General features: G+C 68.3%; 21 protein-coding genes. 7 read left to right on the top strand and 14 right to left on the bottom strand.

Annotation, left to right across the window (positions count from 1 at the left end; all coding sequences use genetic code 11):
* Positions 1-46: 46 nt before the first annotated feature.
* Genes J2W68_RS04340 through J2W68_RS04325 form a run of 4 tightly spaced genes read left to right on the top strand, consistent with a single transcriptional unit; the run spans position 47 to position 3,055 of the window.
* The gene (locus J2W68_RS04340; protein WP_310233118.1) at positions 47-826 is read left to right on the top strand and encodes a TerC family protein; all 780 of its coding nucleotides are present in this window, start codon (positions 47-49) and stop codon (positions 824-826) included.
* A 4-nt stretch (positions 827-830) separates the two neighbouring features.
* Entirely contained in the window at positions 831-1,730 is a 900-nt protein-coding gene (lgt, locus tag J2W68_RS04335; RefSeq protein WP_310233116.1) for a prolipoprotein diacylglyceryl transferase, read from the top strand.
* 36 nt (positions 1,731-1,766) lie between these two features.
* On the top strand, positions 1,767-2,561 hold the full coding sequence (locus J2W68_RS04330; protein WP_310233114.1) for a thymidylate synthase: 795 nt from the start codon (positions 1,767-1,769) through the stop codon (positions 2,559-2,561).
* Complete coding sequence (locus J2W68_RS04325) at positions 2,558-3,055, top strand: dihydrofolate reductase (protein ID WP_310233112.1); 498 nt, start codon at positions 2,558-2,560, stop codon at positions 3,053-3,055. The genes J2W68_RS04330 and J2W68_RS04325 overlap by 4 nt, the downstream gene beginning before the upstream one ends.
* Here the strand turns inward: J2W68_RS04325 and J2W68_RS04320 are convergent, their stop codons facing one another.
* The 11 genes from J2W68_RS04320 to J2W68_RS04270 all read right to left on the bottom strand — a co-directional run bounded on the left by J2W68_RS04320 (position 3,056) and on the right by J2W68_RS04270 (position 13,129).
* Positions 3,056-3,646 carry a DUF1287 domain-containing protein gene (locus tag J2W68_RS04320; RefSeq protein WP_310233110.1) on the bottom strand — a complete coding sequence of 197 codons (591 nt, stop codon included), beginning with the start codon at positions 3,644-3,646 and terminating at the stop codon, positions 3,056-3,058.
* Between the two features lie 13 nt (positions 3,647-3,659).
* Entirely contained in the window at positions 3,660-4,508 is an 849-nt protein-coding gene (locus tag J2W68_RS04315) for a symmetrical bis(5'-nucleosyl)-tetraphosphatase (protein ID WP_310233108.1), read from the bottom strand.
* Positions 4,508-4,891, bottom strand: a complete 384-nt coding sequence (gene apaG / locus J2W68_RS04310) for a Co2+/Mg2+ efflux protein ApaG (protein ID WP_310233106.1) — start codon at positions 4,889-4,891, stop codon at positions 4,508-4,510. Before apaG ends, J2W68_RS04315 begins: the two co-directional genes overlap by 1 nt.
* A gap of 38 nt (positions 4,892-4,929) precedes the next feature.
* Positions 4,930-5,736, bottom strand: a complete 807-nt coding sequence (gene rsmA, locus J2W68_RS04305) for a 16S rRNA (adenine(1518)-N(6)/adenine(1519)-N(6))-dimethyltransferase RsmA (RefSeq protein WP_310233467.1) — start codon at positions 5,734-5,736, stop codon at positions 4,930-4,932.
* Between the two features lie 37 nt (positions 5,737-5,773).
* The gene (locus J2W68_RS04300) at positions 5,774-6,118 is read right to left on the bottom strand and encodes a tRNA-binding protein (protein WP_310233104.1); all 345 of its coding nucleotides are present in this window, start codon (positions 6,116-6,118) and stop codon (positions 5,774-5,776) included.
* Positions 6,115-7,095 (bottom strand): 4-hydroxythreonine-4-phosphate dehydrogenase PdxA, encoded by a 981-nt coding sequence (pdxA, locus tag J2W68_RS04295; protein WP_310233102.1) that lies wholly within the window; start codon positions 7,093-7,095, stop codon positions 6,115-6,117. The genes J2W68_RS04300 and pdxA overlap by 4 nt, the downstream gene beginning before the upstream one ends.
* 1 nt (position 7,096) lies before the next feature.
* A complete protein-coding gene (locus tag J2W68_RS04290; RefSeq protein WP_310233100.1) occupies positions 7,097-8,416 on the bottom strand; it encodes a peptidylprolyl isomerase in 1,320 nt (439 codons plus the stop codon).
* Positions 8,413-10,881 carry an LPS-assembly protein LptD gene (gene lptD, locus J2W68_RS04285; protein WP_310233098.1) on the bottom strand — a complete coding sequence of 823 codons (2,469 nt, stop codon included), beginning with the start codon at positions 10,879-10,881 and terminating at the stop codon, positions 8,413-8,415. Before lptD ends, J2W68_RS04290 begins: the two co-directional genes overlap by 4 nt.
* A 136-nt stretch (positions 10,882-11,017) precedes the next feature.
* Positions 11,018-11,929, bottom strand: a complete 912-nt coding sequence (locus tag J2W68_RS04280) for a histone deacetylase family protein (RefSeq protein ID WP_310233465.1) — start codon at positions 11,927-11,929, stop codon at positions 11,018-11,020.
* Positions 11,930-11,974: 45 nt separating this feature from the next.
* Positions 11,975-12,526: a cob(I)yrinic acid a,c-diamide adenosyltransferase gene (locus J2W68_RS04275; RefSeq protein ID WP_310150628.1), complete on the bottom strand. Its 552-nt coding sequence runs from the start codon at positions 12,524-12,526 to the stop codon at positions 11,975-11,977.
* A gap of 12 nt (positions 12,527-12,538) precedes the next feature.
* Positions 12,539-13,129, bottom strand: coding sequence for a hypothetical protein (locus J2W68_RS04270; protein ID WP_310233096.1), 591 nt, complete (start codon positions 13,127-13,129; stop codon positions 12,539-12,541).
* A gap of 89 nt (positions 13,130-13,218) precedes the next feature.
* On the opposite strand from J2W68_RS04270, the gene ubiH reads away from it, so the two are divergent.
* From ubiH to J2W68_RS04255, 3 genes are all read left to right on the top strand, one after another.
* Positions 13,219-14,442 (top strand): 2-octaprenyl-6-methoxyphenyl hydroxylase, encoded by a 1,224-nt coding sequence (gene ubiH, locus J2W68_RS04265; protein WP_310233094.1) that lies wholly within the window; start codon positions 13,219-13,221, stop codon positions 14,440-14,442.
* Complete coding sequence (locus J2W68_RS04260) at positions 14,439-15,617, top strand: FAD-dependent oxidoreductase (protein ID WP_310233091.1); 1,179 nt, start codon at positions 14,439-14,441, stop codon at positions 15,615-15,617. Before ubiH ends, J2W68_RS04260 begins: the two co-directional genes overlap by 4 nt.
* Positions 15,618-15,688: 71 nt before the next feature.
* Positions 15,689-15,925, top strand: coding sequence for a hypothetical protein (locus J2W68_RS04255; protein WP_310233089.1), 237 nt, complete (start codon positions 15,689-15,691; stop codon positions 15,923-15,925).
* A 10-nt stretch (positions 15,926-15,935) separates the two neighbouring features.
* Here J2W68_RS04255 and J2W68_RS04250 read toward each other — a convergent pair whose 3' ends face one another.
* The 3 genes from J2W68_RS04250 to rlmM all read right to left on the bottom strand — a co-directional run bounded on the left by J2W68_RS04250 (position 15,936) and on the right by rlmM (position 18,515).
* Entirely contained in the window at positions 15,936-16,871 is a 936-nt protein-coding gene (locus J2W68_RS04250) for a DUF808 domain-containing protein (RefSeq protein ID WP_310233087.1), read from the bottom strand.
* Between the two features lie 231 nt (positions 16,872-17,102).
* On the bottom strand, positions 17,103-17,444 hold the full coding sequence (locus tag J2W68_RS04245) for a hypothetical protein (RefSeq protein WP_310233085.1): 342 nt from the start codon (positions 17,442-17,444) through the stop codon (positions 17,103-17,105).
* 21 nt (positions 17,445-17,465) lie between these two features.
* The gene (rlmM, locus tag J2W68_RS04240) at positions 17,466-18,515 is read right to left on the bottom strand and encodes a 23S rRNA (cytidine(2498)-2'-O)-methyltransferase RlmM (protein ID WP_310233463.1); all 1,050 of its coding nucleotides are present in this window, start codon (positions 18,513-18,515) and stop codon (positions 17,466-17,468) included.
* Positions 18,516-18,574: the final 59 nt, after the last annotated feature.

Genomic DNA, 18,574 nt, shown 5'->3' with positions numbered 1-18,574 from the left:
GCGGCCGGGCACCGCGCCGATCAATCTCAATGAGGATGTCTCCCCCATGATGGAATTGCTTACCGACCCGCAGGTCTGGATCCTGCTGATCACGCTCAGTGCGATCGAGATCGTGCTGGGTATCGACAACCTGGTCTTCATCTCGATCGCGGTCGCCAAGCTGCCGGTCGAGAAGCGGGAGTTCGCGCGCAAGTTCGGTATCGCCGTGGCCTGCATCACGCGTATCGGCCTGCTGTTGACGCTGGCCTGGCTGGCGCGCCTGACCGATCCGCTGTTCGAGCTGTTCGGTCGCGCGATCTCCGTGCGGGACCTGATTCTGATCCTCGGCGGCCTGTTCCTGGTCGTGAAGGGTGCGATGGAGATCCGCGAGCAGGTCAAGGGGGAAGACCCCGAAGCGCATGGCGCGACCGGAAAGGCGGTGGCCTCGTTCGGTACCGTGATCGCGCAGATCGCGGTCATCGACATCGTATTCTCGCTCGACTCGGTAATTGCCGCGGTCGGCATGGCCGGCGACTACATTCCGGTGATGGTCGCGGCGATCCTGATCGCGGTGACGGTGATGCTGCTTGCCGCCCAGCCGCTGGGCCGGTTCATCGACGCTAATCCGACGGTCAAGATGCTCGCGCTGGCCTTCATCGTGCTGATCGGCGTGTACCTGATGCTCGACGGTTTCGGCATCCATATCCCGCGCGGCTATATCTACGGGTCGATGGGCTTCTCGGCCGCGGTCGAGCTGTTGAACCTGTGGGCCAAGCGCAACGCCATGCGTGTACGCGGCGAGCCGACGCCGCCGGTCGACGCGCCGACCCACCCGCTGCCGCGCTGATCCGATGACGATCCTCCACCAAATCGATCCGATCGCGCTGCAGCTCCCGCAGGTCGGCGCGTTCCATCCGTCGGTGCACTGGTACGGCGTGATGTATCTGCTGGCCTTCGGCGTCGCCTGGCTGCTGGGACGCAGCCGCATCCGCGCCGGGCGCCTGCCGGGCGTCGATGTCGAACAGTTCGGCGACCTGCTGTTCTACGGCATCCTCGGCGTGATCCTCGGCGGCCGCATCGGCTACGTGCTGTTCTATGCCTTCGGTGACCTGCTGCAGAACCCGCTGATGCTGTTCAAGGTCTGGGACGGCGGCATGAGCTTCCACGGTGGTCTGCTCGGCGTGCTGGTCGCGGCCTGGTGGTGGACGCGCCGACAGGGCCTGCACTTTTTCGACGTTATGGATTTCGTCGCGCCGTGGGTACCGCCGGGGCTGGGCTTCGGCCGGATCGGCAACTACATCGGCGCCGAGTTGTGGGGCAAGTACACGCAGGCCGGCTGGGGCGTGGTGTTCCCGACCGATCCCGTGTTCCGCGGCTGGTCGGCCGAACGGCTGCAGAGCGAGTTCGCGACCGGCGCGCTGGACCAGTTCGCGCGGCATCCTTCGCAGCTCTACCAGGCCTTTCTCGAGGGGCTGGTGATGTTCGCCGTGCTGTGGTGGTACTCGCGCAAGCCGCGGCCGCGCTATGCGGTGTCTGGCCTGTTCGCGCTGCTGTACGGCGTGTTCCGCTTCGTCGTCGAGTTCGTCCGCGTGCCCGATGCCGAGCTCGGCTATCTGGCGTTCGGCTGGCTGACGATGGGCCAGGTGCTGTCGCTGCCGCTGATCGCGCTGGGCCTGTTCCTGCTGTGGAAGTCGCGCAGCGCCCCGACCCTGCAGCCGGCGCCGCCCGCGGCGGCCGTCGACACGAAGTAAGCGACGTGAGTCGCTTCGCATGATCCGGAGATCGCGATGAAGCAGTACCTCGATCTGCTGCAGCACGTGCTCGAGCACGGCGCCGAGAAGTCCGACCGCACCGGCACCGGCACGCGCAGCGTGTTCGGCTGGCAGATGCGCTACGACCTCAATGCCGGCTTCCCGCTGGTGACGACCAAGAAGCTGCACCTGCGCTCGATCATCCACGAGCTGCTGTGGTTCCTGCAGGGCGACACCAACGTGGCGTACCTGCGCGACAACAAGGTCAGCATCTGGGACGAGTGGGCCGACGCCGACGGCGAGCTGGGTCCGGTCTACGGCAAGCAGTGGCGGCGCTGGACGACCGCCGACGGCCGCACGATCGACCAGATGCAGTGGCTGGTCGACGAAATCCGCCGCAATCCCGATTCGCGCCGTCTCGTGGTCAGCGCCTGGAATGTCGGCGAGCTGTCGGAGATGGCGCTGATGCCCTGCCATGCGCTGTTCCAGTTCTACGTCGTCGACGGCAAGCTCAGCTGCCAGCTCTACCAGCGCAGCGGCGATATCTTCCTCGGCGTGCCGTTCAATATCGCCAGCTACGCGCTGCTGACCCACATGGTGGCGCAGGTGTGCGGGCTCGGCGTCGGCGATTTCGTGCACACGCTGGGCGATGCGCATCTGTATTCGAATCACTTCGATCAGGCGCGCGAGCAGCTGACCCGCGCGCCGCGCGCACTGCCGACATTGCGGCTCAATCCGGACGTCACCGACCTGTTCGGCTTCCGCTTCGACGACATCGCGATCGAGGGCTACGATCCCGCGCCGGCGATCAAGGCGCCGATCGCGGTATGAGCCGACCTGCACTGGTACTCGTCGCCGCACTGGATCGCGCGCGTGCGATCGGCCGCGGCAACGCAATGCCCTGGCATCTGCCCGACGACTTCCGCCACTTCAAGGCGCTGACGCTCGGCAAACCGGTGCTGATGGGCCGCAAGACCGCCGAATCGTTGGGCCGCGCCCTGCCTGGACGCACCAATCTCGTGCTGACCCGTAGCGGGCGCGTGCCGTTCGCGGGCATGCAGGCCGTGGCCACGCTCGATGAAGCGATTGCCGGCGCACAGGACGCCGGAGAGCTGTGCATCATCGGCGGCGGGGAGACCTACGCGCTGACGCTGCCGCAGGCGGACGTCCTGCAGCTGACCCACGTGGACACGGTGGTCGACGGCGCCGATGCGTTCTTTCCGGCATGGGATGTCGCGGCGTGGCGCGAAGTCTCGCGGGTATCGCATGCGACCGACGCGCGCCACGCGCACGCCTTCGATTTCGTGGAGTACCGCCGGGCCTGATCAGCGCGCCGCGTCAGGGTCCTGCAGCACCGGCCGATAGTGGCCGATGATGGTGTGCTGGAAGAGCAGATCTTCTTCGCGTGTGCCCCGGGCGATGTTGTGCAGGATCAGCGGCGTGCCGTCCGTGCTGCGCCGGTCCGACACGATGCCGATGTGCAGCGGTCCGTTGCGCAGCCGCCACGCGACGATGTCACCGGCGGCGAAGTCCGTTGGACGGGTGCCGACGGGTCGCTGCCAGCCCTGGTGCTCGAACCAGCGCATCTGGTTGGGCACGCGTCGATGGTCGATGTTGCGATCGGGCTGGCGGGCGCCCCAGTCGCGCGGATAAGCCGCGAAGCGCACGCGCATGTCCTCGTGAATCGCGCGCTGCAGGTCCAGGCCTGTGGCACGCAACCCGCGAACGATCACATCGGTGCACACGCCGCGATCGATCGGCACGTCGCCGTCGGGATAAGCCAGGCGGACGTAGGCGGGGTCGTAGCGGATGGTCACGCCGACCTGCGCACGCGCCGCCTCCACCAGTGCCGGCGACGCGGCAGCCTGCAGGGCCAGGCAGGCGAGCAGTGTGGCGAACGCGATCCGGATGTGCATTGCCTGCACGGAATCAGGCAGGCTTGCGCGGCGGGAGGCCCGACACGTCACGGCCGGGCACCTGCACCAGATGCAGCGTTTCGGCATCGAGCTGCAGCGCGGTGAGCTTGCCGCCCCAGACCGCGCCGGTGTCGAGCGCATGCACGCCCATGCCGAGGAACAGGCCCAACGTCGACCAGTGGCCGCAGACGATCTTCAGGTCGCGCTCGGCGCGTCCGGGTACTTCGTACCAGGGATAGATGCCGGGCTGCTGGGTGCCGGGCATGCCCTTTTCTTCGAACGCGATGCGGCCACGCGGCGAGCAGTAGCGCATGCGCGTGAACACATTGATGATCGCGCGATCGCGGTCGTAGCCGGTCAGGTTCGGCGACCACGCGGGGCGATCGCCGTACATGTTGCGCAGCAGCTTCTTGTAGCCCGGGCCGCGCAGCTTGTTCTCGATTTCGCGCGCATGGCGCTGCGCGAGCTCGACGTCCCAGCGCGGCGCCAGACCCGCGTGCAGCATCATCCAGCCGAGTTCGCGGTCGACGTGCAGCAGCGGGCATGTGCGCAGCCAGTCGAGCAGCACGTCGCGATCGTGCGCGAACAGCACGCCCTGCAGATCGGCGTTGACCTTGCGCTGGTCTTCCTCGCGTCGCTCTGCGATCGCCAGCAGCGAGAGGTCGTGATTGCCGAGCACGCTGACCACGTTGTCGCGCAGCGAATGCACCAGCCGCAGCGTCTCGATTGATTCGCCGCCGCGGTTGACCAGGTCACCGCAGAACCACAGGCGATCAACCGCCGGATCGAAGCGGATCGCCTCCAGCAGTCGTTGGGTTGGCCCGTAGCAGCCTTGCAGGTCGCCGATCGCCCAGACGGCCATCAGTGCAGGGTTCGCGGAATGGACAGCGTGAACGGCGGAATCGGCGCATCGAACTGCGCACCGTCGTCGCCGACCATGTCGTAGGAGCCTTCCATCGTGCCCACCGCGGTCGACAGCACCGCACCCGAGGTGTAGGTGAACGCTTCTCCGGGTTCCAGGCGAGGCTGCTCGCCGACGACGCCGTCACCGTGCACTTCCTCGGTCCGGCCATTGGCGTCGGTGATCACCCAGTGGCGCGCCATCAGCTGCGCCGGCAAGCGGCCGATATTGCGGATGCGGATGGTGTAGGCGAACACGTAGCGATCGTCGTCGGGCGTCGATTCCTCGTCGAGGAAGCGCGTCGCGATCTGGATCTCGAGTGTGTAGTCGGCGGTCTCGTCCATGCTGGAGACAGTGTATCCGCAGGCCATGAATGCATCGACTACGTTGTCATCGAATGATTCGCCAGACGCACGAAATCCGCGACCGCGAGCTGCTCGGCGCGCAATTGCGGATCGATGCCGGCGGCCGTGATCGCATCGCTGTCCATCAGGGTCGACAGCGCGTTGCGCAGCGTCTTGCGACGTTGGCCGAACGCGGCGCGCACGATGTCGGCGAAGCGTCGTGGGTCATCGATGCCGACGGTGTCGGGCGCGCGCGGCTTCAGGCGCACCACGGCCGAATCCACCTTCGGCGGCGGACGGAACGCGCCGGGACCGATGACGAACAGCATCGTGACTTCGCAGTAAGCCTGCAGCATCACGCTCAGGCGGCCATAGACTTTGTTGCCCGGGCCCGACGCCATCCGCTCGACGACTTCCTTCTGCAGCATGAAGTGCATGTCCGTGACCACGGCGGCGTGTTCGAGCGCATGGAACAGGATCGGCGACGACAGGTTGTAGGGCAGGTTGCCCACGAGCCGGATCGGCGCGTCGCCCGCGAGCGCGGTGAAGTCGACGTCGAGCACGTTCGCGTGGATGAGCTCGAGCGCACCGTGCGCCGCGGCCTGCAGCGTCAGCGGTTCGAGCAGATCGCGGTCGAATTCGATCGCGGTCAGGGCGCCGTGGCGCTCGAGCAGCGGAAACGTCATCGCGCCCTGGCCGGGGCCGATCTCCACCAGCCGCTCGCCAGGTTGCGGATTCACCGCGTGCACGATGCGATCCACGACGCCGCGCTCGTGCAGGAAGTTCTGGCCGAGGGATTTTTTCGGCGGCTCGGAGAACGCACCGGGTGCGGCAGGGGAACGCATCATCGTGTGGTCAAACCGAAGCAGGTGGAAAGAGGGGTCACAGCAGGCGGGCGCCGGGTGCGACGTCGCCATCTGGCATGCACAGGCGGACGTGGCCGTCGGCATCATGAAAGCCCGTGATCAGGCATTCGGACATCAGTGGCCCGATCTGCTTGGGCGGAAAATTGACCACGCCGATCACCAGCCGGCCGACCAACGACTCGGGCGTGTAGTGCGCGGTGATCTGCGCGCTGGACTTGCGCAGGCCGACCTCGGGGCCGAAATCAACGTGGAGAATGTAGGCGGGGCGTCGCGCTTCGGGGAACGGCTCGGCAGAGACCACGCGGCCGACGCGCAGATCGACGCGCATGAAATCGTCCCAGCCGATCGTGTCGCCACTCATGCCGCACGCCTGCGGTTGCGGCCGAGCGCGGTGCACTGCGCGATCGCCGCAAACAGACTCGACGGGTCGGCGCGGCCGCTGCCAGCGAGTTCCAGTGCCGTGCCGTGGTCGACGGCGACACGCGGATAGGGCAGGCCGAGGGTGAGGTTCACCGCGGATTCGAAGCCGCTGTACTTGAGTACCGGCAGGCCCTGGTCGTGATACATCGCTAGCACCGCGTCGACGTTCGCCAGCCGCGCAGGCAGGAATGCGGTGTCGGCCGGCAGCGGGCCTTCGAGGTGCAGCCCGCGCGCGCGCAGGCGTTCAAGCAACGGGGTGATCGTCTCGATCTCCTCGATGCCGAGGTGTCCGGCTTCACCGGCGTGCGGATTGAGCCCGAGGACCGCGATGCGCGGCGCGGCGATGCTGAAATCCCTGCGCAGCGCGGCGTCGAGAATGTCGATCACGCGCTCCAGCAGCGGTGCGGTGATCGCGTCGGGGACTTCGCGCAGCGGCAGATGGGTGGTCGCCAACGCAACCCGCAGCGTCGGATTGGCCAACATCATCACGACATCGCAGCCGGCGTCTTCGGCGAGCAGCTCGGTGGTGCCGGTATAGGGCACGCCGCCGGCATTGATCGCCGCCTTGTGCACCGGACCGGTGACCATTCCATCGAAGCGGCCATCCCGGCAGCCAGCCGCTGCATGCAGCAGGCCGTCGAGCACGCTGCGTGCATTCCGCGGATCAGGCGTTCCGAATGGGGTGGCCGCAGCGTGCGGCAGTTCGATCAGGCGCAGGGTGCCGGGCGCCACCTCGTCGGCCTCGGCGTCAGTGAAAGCGATCGGCAGGCCGACCGCATCGGCCGCGCGCTGCAGGGTGGGGCGGTCGCCGATGGCAACCAGATCGCAGTCCCAGGCGTGCCAGGCGGCACGCACGCACAGTTCCGGGCCGACGCCGGCCGGTTCGCCCGGGACCAGCGCCAGCCGGACAGGTCGCATCTCAGCCGCCGCTGCCGATCTCGGGATCGCGGTTCGGACCGATGCGGACGCTGACATAGGCTTCGCCGCGAAGCTCGCGCACGTAGCGATCCCACTCGTCCTCGAGCTTGCGCTGGCCGATGGCCTCGCGCGCCTGGGCGCGGCGGTTGTTGTCGTTGCCGGCGGTCTGGCGCGTGGCCTGGCGCTGGACGATGTGCCAGCCGGCCTGGGTACGGAACGGCTCGGACACGTCACCATCGCCGATTGCGGCAACCTGGCTGCCGAAGTCCGGGCCGAACTCGTCCTGGGTGAACCAGCCGAGATCACCACCATTGTCCTTGGTCGCGTTGTCTTCCGAACTCTCACGCGCAACTTCGGCGAAGTCGGCGCCACCGACGAGGCGGGCCCGCAGGCTGTCTGCACGGCCCTTGGCGGCGGCGTCGTCACCGGGGGCGCTGCGGATCAGGATATGGCGCGCCCGGTATTCGGTGACCGAGCCGGCATCGGCAGACTGTGCCGCTTCGCGGCGGTCGACCAACTGCAGGATCTGGAAGCCGCTCGGGCCGCGGATCGGACCGATCGTCTGGCCGGGCTGCAGGCCGGTGACCGCGTTCGCGAATGCGGCCGGAATCTCGTCGGCGCGACGCCAGCCCAGATCGCCGCCTTCCAGTGCGTTCGGGCTGTCGGAGTAGCGCACAGCCGCAGCCGAGAACTCCATTTCGTTGCGGTCGAGCAGCGACTTGATGCCGTCGATCTTCTGCTGGCCGGTCTGGATCTGCTCCGGCGTCGCGCCTTCAGGCAGCGCCACCAGAATGTGGGCCAGACGGTACTGCGCACCGATGGCTTCTGCCGACAGCGCGGCATCGACTTCGGCGTCGCTGACCGAGATGCGGGTCTGCGCGAAGCGCTGGCGCATGCGCTGGATCATCAACTCATCGCGCAGCGAGGCGCGGAAGTCGTCGAACGACATACCGTCGCCCGCCAGCTGCTGACGCAGCTGATCCATCGAGAAATTGTTCTGCTGCGCGATCGCGGCGATGGCCTGGTCGACTTCCTGGTCGCTGATCCGCACACCGGTACGCTGCGCGTTGGCGGTCTGCAGGCGCATCGTGATCAAACGCTCCAGCACCTGCCGCTCAAGGATTTCCTGGGGCGGTAACTGGTCCTGGCGCGTCGCGTACTGGCCGCGGATGTTGGTGACCGCGCGCTCGAGTTCGCTGGCGAGGATCACGTCCTCGTCGACGACGGCAGCAATACGGTCCAGGGGTTGCAGATCCTGCGCGTGCGCAGTCGACGCGAACAGCGCGGCAGCGGCCGCGAGGGAGTAAATCAGTGTCTTCATTGGCTCAGGCCGGGGGTCAGGGTCTCATCGTCGTCGCTGTTGCGCAGCTCCGACGGCGGCACGAGATAGAGGTCATCGCGGTAATAACCGAGAATAGCACGGCGCAAACGGTCTTCCGTGTTGGGTCCGGCCGAGCCCAGACCCTTCAGTTCAAGTTCGAACATGATGGCATTGTTCAGCTCGCCCTGGCGGTTTCGCAGGTAGCGGCGACCGACAACGCGGGCGGCGAGGCAGCAGCTGTCCCACTGCACGCCCGCCACCGCTTCGAGCAGACGGTTGTCGGTGAACGAGTAGTAGTAGCGTCCCACGACGCTCCAGGCCGGACTGATCGGATACAGGAACGACAGGTCGGCCTGTTCGATCAGATCCGCACGGCGGCGGTATGCGAAGTTGGCGATGCCCTCGTCGCCGATCAGGTAGCGCGTTCGCAGCGACATCAGGTCTTCACGGCGGAACTTGGGGTCCCACTGGTAGCCGGCGCTGACCGTCCAGCGGTCGTTGATTGCATACGTTGTATCGGTGACCCAAGCGGAGCGGCCCTGCTCGACCTGCGCCTCGCCGGGAATGGCGACCCTGGAATCGGAGAGGTAGACGATCTGGCCCAGGCTGGCCGACAGCTTCTCCAGCCCGTCGGATTCACGAATCAGGCGTGTGCTGACAGCCATCGTGACCTGGTTCGCATCGGCCTGCCGGTCCGCGCCGGAATAGCGGTTGTCGCGGAACAGCTGTCCCCAGCCGAAGGTCAATGGCGTGGTATCGAACAGCGGCAGCCCGGACTGGTCGCGGTAGGGCGAGTTGAGATAGAACAACCGCGGCTCGAGCGTGTGCAGATAGTCCTCGCCGCGCCAGCTGGTATTGCGGTCGAAGAACAGCCCCGCGTCGATCGAGCCGATCGGCTGGCTGCGGCTGGGGGAATTGTTGCTGTAGAGCGCCAGCGTATCGGCGGACACCGCCTGGTTACCGGGAATGCCGAGCTCTGCGCGCGCACGCTGCTCAGCGAGCCGGTCGGTGAGAGCACGGTCAAGCGCGTAGCTGGTGTGACGCCAAGCGAGCGTCGGTCGCACGAACCAGGCTGCGCCTTCGAACGGCAGCGAGATATAGGGCTTGACGTCCAGGCGGCTGCCACCCGGACGCGCGGCATCGTCGAGGTGCGCGAACCGAGTCGCGGTGGTGTCGACACCGGCGTTGATCCAGCGCCCGTAAGGGCGCTGCCAGGTGAACGAGGCGTGCGGCAGCCGGTTGTAGGGCAGGACCGATTCGGGAAGCGTGTAGTCGGTCAGTAACTGGTAGTCGCCCAGCACCCTCGCGTTCCAGTAGCCGCGGTCGCCGGACGAGCCCTGGCCGAACACGCCGATCTGGCTCAGCGCGCTGACCGAGGAAATGCCGTCGACGTTGTTGCTTGAATCCTCGAGATACCGCGGATCGCTCATCCAGGTTAGGTTGGCGCGGCCCTGCCAAGTCGGATTGATGTCCAGCGAACCACCTAAACCGAGAAACGCGCGGTCGGCCTTGCGGCGGTTCTCGACGATCCGCACCTGCTCCTCTTCCAGCTCGCGCTCACGGCTGGCCAGCTTGTCTGACGGGAGGTAGGCCACATCGAGCTCGCCCCGTGCGATGTCGGTCGCAAACCGGAACTCCGTGCCCAACTGCACGCCGCGCCGGCTCATGAAGCGCGGCTCAAGCGTCATGTCGTAGTTGGGCGCGAGGTTGAGGTAGATCGGCTGGGTGTAGTCGAAGCCGTTGCGACCGGACTGCGAGATGCGCGGAAACAGCAGGCCCGACAGACGGCGTTCGTCGATCGGGAATCGGAACCACGGCACGTACAGCACCGGCACCTTGCCTACCCGCAGGGTCGCGTTGCGCGCGGTGCCCATGCCCATGTCGGTATCGATGTCGATCTGGCCGGCCTTCAGTTCCCACCAGCGGTCGCTGGGGGTGCAGGTCGAATAGGTCGAGCCGAGCAGGGCGCCGACGGTGCCGTCCATACGGATGTGGTCGGCGCCGCCGTTGCCGCGGCGTGCGGTCAGCTGGTAACGCACGCTGTCCATGCGATAGGACTCGGCAATCGTGTCGCCTTCCACGCGGTCGGCCACGATGCGCATGCCGCGGTCCTGATAGCGCACATTGCCATCGGCGACGAACGTGCCGTCATCCTGCGAGAACTGCAGATCGTCGGTGCCGAGGAACTGGTCGCCGCGGCGCAACGTGACGTTGCCACTGACGTTGCCGCTGAAATCGCTGTCGATGCCGGACAACCCGTCGAAGGCATCGCCGTCGATATCGGTGGGCTGGCGCTCGCGGTCCTCGACCGTGCCGACCGGCGCCTGGGCGTCTGTGAATGCGGGTACCGCGTCCTCGATCGGACACAGCGCCCAGTAGTTGGGGCGAAGCTGGTCGTCGGCCTGGGCGGACAGCGAAACCGCGATGCAGAACGGAAGGGGAAGCAAGCGGAGGGCTGTGCGCACGGTGGATCCGTTCGGCGGGAAAAACGGGCGCCAGCATGACCGATCCACCCGGCAGCGGCAATGCGCCCGTCCTCGCGTCCGTTCACCTGTGATCCAGAGGCTTCGCCTGGCCGATGCGGCGGCGATTGGCAAGGGCTCAGCCGGTCAGCGCACGCAGGTGCGCGACGCTGCTCTCGCGCAGCGCCTGGAGGTCGTAGCCACCTTCCAGCATCGAGACGATCCGGCCCTCGCAGTGTCGATCGGCAATGGCGACGAGTTCGCCGGTCAACCAGCCGAAATCCTCGGCATCGAGCTGCAGCTGGGCTAACGGATCGCGCCAATGCGCATCGAAGCCTGCGGAGATCATCAGCAGTTGCGGGGCGAAGGCATCGATCTCGGGGAGCAGGCGCTCGCGCCAGGCGTCGCAGAACCGCCGGCTGCCGGTGCCGGCGGCGAGCGGGACATTGACGATATTGCCGACCCCGCGCTCATCGCGCCGCCCGGTGTCGGGAAACAGCGGCATCTGGTGCGAGCTGACGTACTGCACCCGCGGCTCTGCCTCGAAGATCGCCTGGGTGCCGTTGCCGTGGTGCACGTCGAAATCGACGATCGAGACCCGGGTCAGGCCATACCGGTCCAATGCATGCGCGGCGGCGACGGCGATGTTGTTGAACAGGCAGAAACCCATCGCGATGTCGGCGGTAGCGTGGTGGCCGGGCGGGCGCACGGCGCAGAACACCCGGCGCTCGCTGCCGCCCAGCACCGCATCGACCGCGGCCACGCCCGCGCCGGCGGCATGCAGCGCGGCCTGCGCCGAGCCCGGCGACAGCACGGTATCGCTGTCGAGCGGAATGCGGCCGGTGGGGCGAGCGTCGAGGATGTTGGCGAGCAGCGAGGCGTCATGCACGCGCAGCAGCTGGCCGCGGGTGGCGGCCGGCGCCTGGCGCAGATCGAGATCGGGGAAGGCGGCACGCAGCGCCTCGATGACGGCGGCCAGACGCTCCGGGCGCTCTGCGTGGCCGGGGCCGGTGTCGTGATCCAGCAGGCTCGGGTGCGAGAACACCGGCACCCGCCGTTGGTCACCGCCGCCGAAGCCGACCGGATGGTGCATCGCTCAGCGCCGCCGCGTGTGGTGCCACAGCACTTCGCCATGACCACTGGCGCGCGCCAGCACCCGGGCGAGCACGAACAACAGGTCCGAGAGACGATTCAGATAGCGTACCGCCTGCGGACGCACGTCCTCGACCCGCGACAGCGCCACCGACTCGCGCTCGGCGCGGCGGACCACGGTGCGCGCGATATGACAGCGCGCCGCCGCCTCGCCGCCCCCGGGCAGGATGAAATCCTTGAGCGGCGGCAGATCGTCGTTGTAATGGTCGAGCTGCTGCTCGAGGCGATCGATGTCGGCGTCCTCGATCGCGGCGTGGCCGGGAATGCATAGCTCGCCGCCGAGATCGAACAGCTGGTGCTGCACGGTCGTCAGCAGGCTGCGGATGTCGTCCGGCACGTCGGCGGCCAGCAGCAGGCCAATCGTCGAGTTGGCCTCGTCGACGGTGCCGTAGGCAGCCACGCGCAACGAATCCTTGCCCACACGGGCGCCATCGCCGAGACCGGTCGAACCGTCGTCGCCGGTGCGGGTGTAGATCTTCGAAAGACGGTTGCCCATCGGCGCGGCGCGTCAGTCGGCGTGCAGCGGACGGGCGGCGGTCGCCGGCTTCGGCAGCACGCGCGTCAGCAACACATGGGCCATCGCCGCGGCGCCGACGTACAGCGCGGCGACGCGCATGTAGGGCAGCAGCCAGACGCTGTAGTTCTTCCACCAGCCGGCGAGCGTGGGTTCGGCGACCGAGGCGCTGATCCAGTAGAAGCTGCCCTGCGCCAGCAGATGGCAGACCGCGACCGAGGCCACCAGAGCGACGACCAGTTGGCCGATCGCGATCGGGGCCGAGGCCGACAGGTGGCGCCGCAGCAAACCGCCACCGGCCCACAGCGCGAAATACGCCGGCACCAGGCACCAGTAGGCCGGTGACACGCAGTAGTGCTGCCAGAACGACAGCCCCTGGCTTGTGATGACGAACCAGTCGACCGCGACTGCCAGCACCATCAGTGCCGGAAACGCCCAGCGCTGCCAGTTGGCGAGGTAGAAGCCGCCGATGAAAAACACCGCCCACGAGGCATCGGGAATCGCGGCGAAATGGTGCAGCCGGGTCGCAGCAATCAACGCGGCCATCAGGGCGAAAATCGTGGCGCGGCGGGCGGTGACGGTCATCGCAGGGCTCCGGTACAGCAACAGGTCAAGGGCGCATTCTAACGGAGCGGCGACCCGGGGCGCAGGAGGCGACGCGTATCATCGCGGGCATGGTCGACACACATCCCGAACCGGTGCATCCGGTCCTCATCATCGGCGGCGGTCTGGTCGGCGCCAGTCTTGCGATCGCGCTGGATCGGGCGGGCGTGGATGCCGCGCTGGTCGAAGCCACGCCGCCGGGGTCGATGCCGATGGTCTTCGATGAGCGCAACCTCAGCTTCGCCGAGGCCACCGTGAACGCACTCACCGCGCTCGGCGTGTTGCAGAAGCTGCGCGCGCCGGGCGGACCGATCCGCGAGATCCACGTCAGCCGCGCCGGCGATTTCGGGCGGGTGAAGCTGACTGCGGCCGGCTACGGGCGCGAGGCGTTCGGGCAGGTCGTGGTCGCGCGCGATTTCGGCGAGGCGCTCGAAGCGCGGCTGGCGGAACTGCCGCGACTGGTCCGCTACCGGCCGGCACGCTTTGCCGGCTTCGACGGCATCGAGGACGGCCATCGTGTGGTCCGGCTTGCGGGACCGGACGGCGAGACCCGCGTGCGGGCGCGTCTCGTGGTCGGCGCCGACGGCGCCGATAGCGCGGCGCGCCAGGCCCTGGGCATCGGCGCTGACATCCACGACTACGCGCAGACCCTGTTCATTGCGCGCCTGCGCGCGTCACGTGCGCCGGATGGCCGCGCGTTCGAACGCCTGACCGATGCCGGCCCGACCGCGCTGCTGCCGCGTGGCGACCGGCATTACGGCCTGGTCCACGGCGTCGCCAGCGACGAGGCCGATGCGGTCGCCGCACTCGATGACGCGGCGTTCCTGGCCCGCGTGCAGCAGGCATTCGGCTGGCGCGCCGGCCGCTTCCTCGCGGTCGGTCCGCGCAGTCGTCATGCGGCGCGGCGTGTTGTGGCCGAGCGCGTTGTCGATACACGTGCCGTGCTGGTGGGCAATGCGGCGCAGAGCCTGCATCCGATCGGCGCGCAGGGGTTCAACCTCGGCCTGCGCGATGCGCTGACCCTGGCCGAGTGCATCGCGGGCGCCGCCGATCCCGGCGCGCCTGAACTGCTCGAACGCCACGCCGCACGCCGCCTGGACGATCGCACCCGCACGCTGGCGTTCTCTGACGGCCTTGCCCGCGTCACGTCCAATTCGGCGCGCCTGCTGCGGCCGCTGCGCAGTCTCGGGCTTCTGGCGATCGATCGCGATTCCGCGCTGCAGGCGATGCTCGCCGGTGGTGCGATGGGCTATCGCGGCGACGTACCGGCGCTGTGCCGCGGAGCCACTGCATGAGCCGCCGCGATCGACGCGATGTCGTGATCGTCGGTGGGGGCGTGGTCGGCGCCGCGTGCGCCCTGGCGCTGGCCGCGCAGGATCTCGATGTGGTGCTGGTCGAGGCGCGCGCACCGGCTGCGTGGTCGGCGGCGAGACCCGATCTGCGCGTGTATGCATTCGCCCACGACAGCGCCAGCCTGCTGCGTTCGGTCGGCGTCTGGGAAGAGGTCCGCACCGCGCGCGCGCATCCTTACCTGCGAATGCAGGTCTGGGACGCCGGCGGCGGCAGTGAACTGGTCTTCGACGCCGACCAGCTCGGAATGCGCGAACTCGGCTGGATCGTTGAACACGGTCTGCTGGTCGACCGGTTGTGGGCGCGGCTGTCCGCGGCCGGCGTCGACGTCCGCGCGCCGGCGCAGGTGGAGGCGCTGGAGCAGGATGCCGACGGCCTGACCCTGCGGCTGGATGCGGGCAGCCGGGTCGAAGCGCGGCTGGCGATCGCTGCCGACGGCGCCGCATCGACGCTGCGCACGCTCGCCGGCATCGGCACCCGCGCGCACGACTACGCGCAGGCCGGCGTGGTCGGGTATGTCGAAAGCGCAGAGCCGCATCGAGATACCGCGTGGCAGCGCTTCCTGCCAACCGGCCCGTTGGCGCTGTTGCCGGTCGACCAGGGTCGCAGTTCCATCGTCTGGACACTGCCCGCCGATGAAGCGACGCGCATGCGCGAACTCGACGACGTGGCATTCGCGGATGCAGTGACGCGCGCGTCCGGTGGCCGGCTCGGCATGCTGACGCCGGTCTCGCCGCGCGCCGCGTTTCCGCTGCGGCGCCAGCTGGCCGATGCGCAGCTGCAGGGCCGCGTGCTGGTGATCGGCGATGCGGCGCACGTCGTGCATCCGCTGGCCGGTCAGGGCGTGAACCTCGGCCTGCGCGATGTCATCGGCTTGGCCGACAGCGTCGCCGATGCACGGCGTCGCGGCGCGCGCTGGGATGCGCCGCAACGGCTCGCGCGCTGGGCGCGCACGCGGCGCAGCGAGAGTGCCGTTGCTGCGCACGCGTTCGAAGCGATCAACCGTGCCTACTCGAACGACGCCCTGCTGCCGGTGCTGCTGCGCAGCCATGCACTCGGGATCGCACACGCGTTACCGCCATTGCGCAATCTGTTGTGGAAGCGGGCCGCCGGGCTTTGAGGTCGCTGCCCGCTTCCGTGCAGGCCGCCGCCGTTGCACTGTGGGCCTGCGCCGCGTTACCCGCGTTCGCAATGACCCAGTGCCCGGTCGAATCGGTCAAGTCGGGCGGGTTCGTCGCGCTCGGTTACGGCGTGCTCGCACTCGCGCTGTGCGTCGGGCTCGCCGCGCCTCTGCTCACCTGGCGGCGCACCCGCGCACTGCGACCGGGCATGCGCGCGCTGTGGCTGCTCGGCGCGTGCGTGGTGATGCTGGGCGTGTGGCTCGCCGGCCTGCTGGTCTGGCTGGGTGCGTTCGTCCTGCCCTGCTGACCACGCGCCTTCAGTGGGCGAGCGCGGGCTTGCCGCGCATGCGGCGGATCAGCGCGATGACGCCCACCACGATGCCGCCGGCGACGATACCCACGATCGCGTTGATCACCGTCGGCAGCATCGCGCCAAGCACCATGCCGACTTCAGGCAATGCACCCAGGCCGCTCGCCGCGTCGTTGATCCAGGTCTGCACGTCGTGCACGCCGTGGGTCAGGATGCCGCCGCCGACGAGGAACATCGCCGCGGTGCCGACGATGGCCAGCGTCTTCATCAGCCAGGGGGCGACGCGCAGGATGCCGCGACCGATCGCCTGCGCCGCACCGGATGCACGCTTGCTCAAGTACAGGCCGGCGTCGTCGAGTTTGACGATGCCCGCGACGAGGCCGTAGACGCCGATAGTCATCAGCGCGGAGATCGCCGCCAGCGCGCCGAGCTGGGTGAGGAACGCCGCGCCGGCGACGGTGCCCAGCGTGATCGCGATGATCTCGGCCGACAGGATCATGTCGGTCCGCACGGCGCCGCGGATCTTGTCGCGTTCGAACGCCACCGGGTCGACATCGGCGCCGGCGAGCGCGGCGGTGCGGCCGGGCTTGGCGGCGTCGTCCTCGACCTTGTGCAGCAGCTTGTGCAGCACTTTCTCGAAACCTTCGTAGCAAAGGAACAGACCGCCGGCCATCAGCAGCGGCGTGACCAGCCACGGCAGCCACGCGCTGATCGCCAGGGCGGCGGGCACGAGGATCAGCTTGTTGCGCGCCGAGCCCTTGGCGACCGCCCAGACGACGGGTAGTTCGCGGTCGGCCTGCACGCCGGTGACCTGCTGCGCGTTGAGGGCGAGATCGTCGCCGAGCACGCCGGCGGACTTGCGCGCGGCCACCTTGGTCATCAGGGCCACGTCGTCGAGCACGGTGGCGATATCGTCGAGCAGGGTCAGCAGGCTGGACGCCATGCGGGGAGATCCGGAGTTGAGGGCGCGCGCAGTATGCAGCGCCGACGTGGCAGCTGCGTCAGTACCGATGCGATGCCCTGCTGCGCTTACCGAGTGGCGCGCATCCGGGGCTCGGAAGGCGCCGCAGAACGCGGTTGCTGACAGCGTTTGCCGCTCGCCCGAACAGTGGGCGCCGGATGTCGCCCACCGTGCGCGCGTACCGCGGCGCTCACGACGGATCTCGTACCGGATCTAGCGCGCGAGCGCCCAGGCGGCGAGGCCGAAGGCCAGTGCAGCGACGGTGCTGGCGACCACGGCGAGCACCTGCGCGCGCAGCAGACGCTGTTCGACACGCGCCGCGCCCAACTGCAGCACCTCGATGGTCTTCTGCATGTCGGCGGCCAGCTTGCCGATCGAGTCGGCGTTCTGGCTCGCCGCATCCTGCAGCTCGGTGATCTGCGCGTCGATCACGTCGTTGCGGCGCTGCTGCCCCAGATCGACCAGGGGCGGCGGCGTACGGGTGAAGATCGGCCGCGCCAGCCGGACGATTTCCGGCAGATACGGGGCGACGACGGTGATCCAGCCTGCGGCCATGAGGCGCTCTCCGGTTCCGGGTTACTCGACGCTGGCGTAGACCGTGATCTCTTCGCGGTCGTGATAGAGCTGGCGCGCGCGGATCACCAGGTTCTCGTGCTCGCCGGCGTTGTTGGCGAACAGATCCAGCGCCAGCAGCGTCTCCTGCCAGCGCTTCTTCATCGGCAGCTTGAGGTTGAAGACCGCATTGCGGCACCAGCCTTCACGGAACCAGGTCGCCATGCGCTCGGCGACCTTGCGTGGCTGCTCGACCATGTCGCAGACCATCCAGTCGACAGCGCCGACGGGCTGGTAGCGGAAGCCGTCCACGCGGTGATGATCGACCAGGCCGGTTTCGAGCAGTTCGGCCTGCATCGGCCCGTTGTCGACCGCGACCACGCGCATGTGTTCGCGCGTCAGCACCCAGGTCCAGCCGCCGGGCGCCGCGCCCAGATCGACGGCGCGCATGCCGGGCTTGATGCGGGCATTGCGCTCGCGTTCGGTCAGCAGCGCCATGAAGGCCTCTTCGAGCTTTAGTGCCGAACGCGACGGCGCATCGGCATGCGTGCGCAGGCGCGGAATGCCCATCGCCCATGGCGCGCTGTCACCGACCACTGACTGCGCAATGTAGGCGTGCGTGCCCGACACGAAGAACACATGCAGGCGCGGGAAGCGCGCCTCGTCCTTCTGGCTCAGGAAGCCGCGCTTGCGCAACGCCGGACGCAGCGCATTGGCGAAGCTGCGTGCGAGGCCGGCGAGCTGCTTGCCCTCATCGGATTCGGGATGCTCGACCATCAGTTCGCCATGGCGGCCGCGGCCGGCCAGCACTTCGAAGATCGGTGTGATGCGGTCGGTCGGGTCGAGATCGCGCAGTTCGGCCAGCAGCATCATTTTCTGGCGCGCGAAGATCAGCTCGCGGAACGGCAGTTCGCTGGTCAGCGACGGCCCGTTGTCGGAATGGAACAGCACGTAGCCGTCGCCGCGCTTGGTCTGAGCGTAGCCGGCGACATGCACGCCTGCCGCCCGCTCGGTCAGTTCCGCGGCGAGATCGGGCTCGAAGCCCGGGCGGCAGTAGCACAGCAGGCCGCTGATCGTCTGCTGTGGCGCCATGGAGGCTTCGGCGGGTGCGACGACGGCGCCGCTCTGGTCGT

This window comes from Luteimonas terrae, assembly GCF_031457535.1.
GTDB lineage: Bacteria > Pseudomonadota > Gammaproteobacteria > Xanthomonadales > Xanthomonadaceae > Luteimonas > Luteimonas terrae_A.
Note: the sequence above shows the minus strand (reverse complement) of the source record. Positions and strands in the feature narration are given on the sequence as shown.

Bases quoted from the DNA above. Each gene is read 5' to 3' on its own strand.
- J2W68_RS04340 (WP_310233118.1), top strand. From the start codon at position 47: ATGATGGAATTGCTTACCGACCCGCAGGTCTGGATCCTGCTGATCACG.
- lgt (WP_310233116.1), top strand. From the start codon at position 831: ATGACGATCCTCCACCAAATCGATCCGATCGCGCTGCAGCTCCCGCAG.
- J2W68_RS04330 (WP_310233114.1), top strand. From the start codon at position 1,767: ATGAAGCAGTACCTCGATCTGCTGCAGCACGTGCTCGAGCACGGCGCC.
- J2W68_RS04325 (WP_310233112.1), top strand. From the start codon at position 2,558: ATGAGCCGACCTGCACTGGTACTCGTCGCCGCACTGGATCGCGCGCGT.
- J2W68_RS04320 (WP_310233110.1), bottom strand. From the start codon at position 3,646: ATGCACATCCGGATCGCGTTCGCCACACTGCTCGCCTGCCTGGCCCTG.
- J2W68_RS04315 (WP_310233108.1), bottom strand. From the start codon at position 4,508: ATGGCCGTCTGGGCGATCGGCGACCTGCAAGGCTGCTACGGGCCAACC.
- apaG (WP_310233106.1), bottom strand. From the start codon at position 4,891: ATGGACGAGACCGCCGACTACACACTCGAGATCCAGATCGCGACGCGC.
- rsmA (WP_310233467.1), bottom strand. From the start codon at position 5,736: ATGCGTTCCCCTGCCGCACCCGGTGCGTTCTCCGAGCCGCCGAAAAAA.
- J2W68_RS04300 (WP_310233104.1), bottom strand. From the start codon at position 6,118: ATGAGTGGCGACACGATCGGCTGGGACGATTTCATGCGCGTCGATCTG.
- pdxA (WP_310233102.1), bottom strand. From the start codon at position 7,095: ATGCGACCTGTCCGGCTGGCGCTGGTCCCGGGCGAACCGGCCGGCGTC.
- J2W68_RS04290 (WP_310233100.1), bottom strand. From the start codon at position 8,416: ATGAAGACACTGATTTACTCCCTCGCGGCCGCTGCCGCGCTGTTCGCG.
- J2W68_RS04275 (WP_310150628.1), bottom strand. From the start codon at position 12,526: ATGGGCAACCGTCTTTCGAAGATCTACACCCGCACCGGCGACGACGGT.
- J2W68_RS04270 (WP_310233096.1), bottom strand. From the start codon at position 13,129: ATGACCGTCACCGCCCGCCGCGCCACGATTTTCGCCCTGATGGCCGCG.
- ubiH (WP_310233094.1), top strand. From the start codon at position 13,219: ATGGTCGACACACATCCCGAACCGGTGCATCCGGTCCTCATCATCGGC.
- J2W68_RS04260 (WP_310233091.1), top strand. From the start codon at position 14,439: ATGAGCCGCCGCGATCGACGCGATGTCGTGATCGTCGGTGGGGGCGTG.
- J2W68_RS04255 (WP_310233089.1), top strand. From the start codon at position 15,689: ATGACCCAGTGCCCGGTCGAATCGGTCAAGTCGGGCGGGTTCGTCGCG.
- J2W68_RS04250 (WP_310233087.1), bottom strand. From the start codon at position 16,871: ATGGCGTCCAGCCTGCTGACCCTGCTCGACGATATCGCCACCGTGCTC.
- J2W68_RS04245 (WP_310233085.1), bottom strand. From the start codon at position 17,444: ATGGCCGCAGGCTGGATCACCGTCGTCGCCCCGTATCTGCCGGAAATC.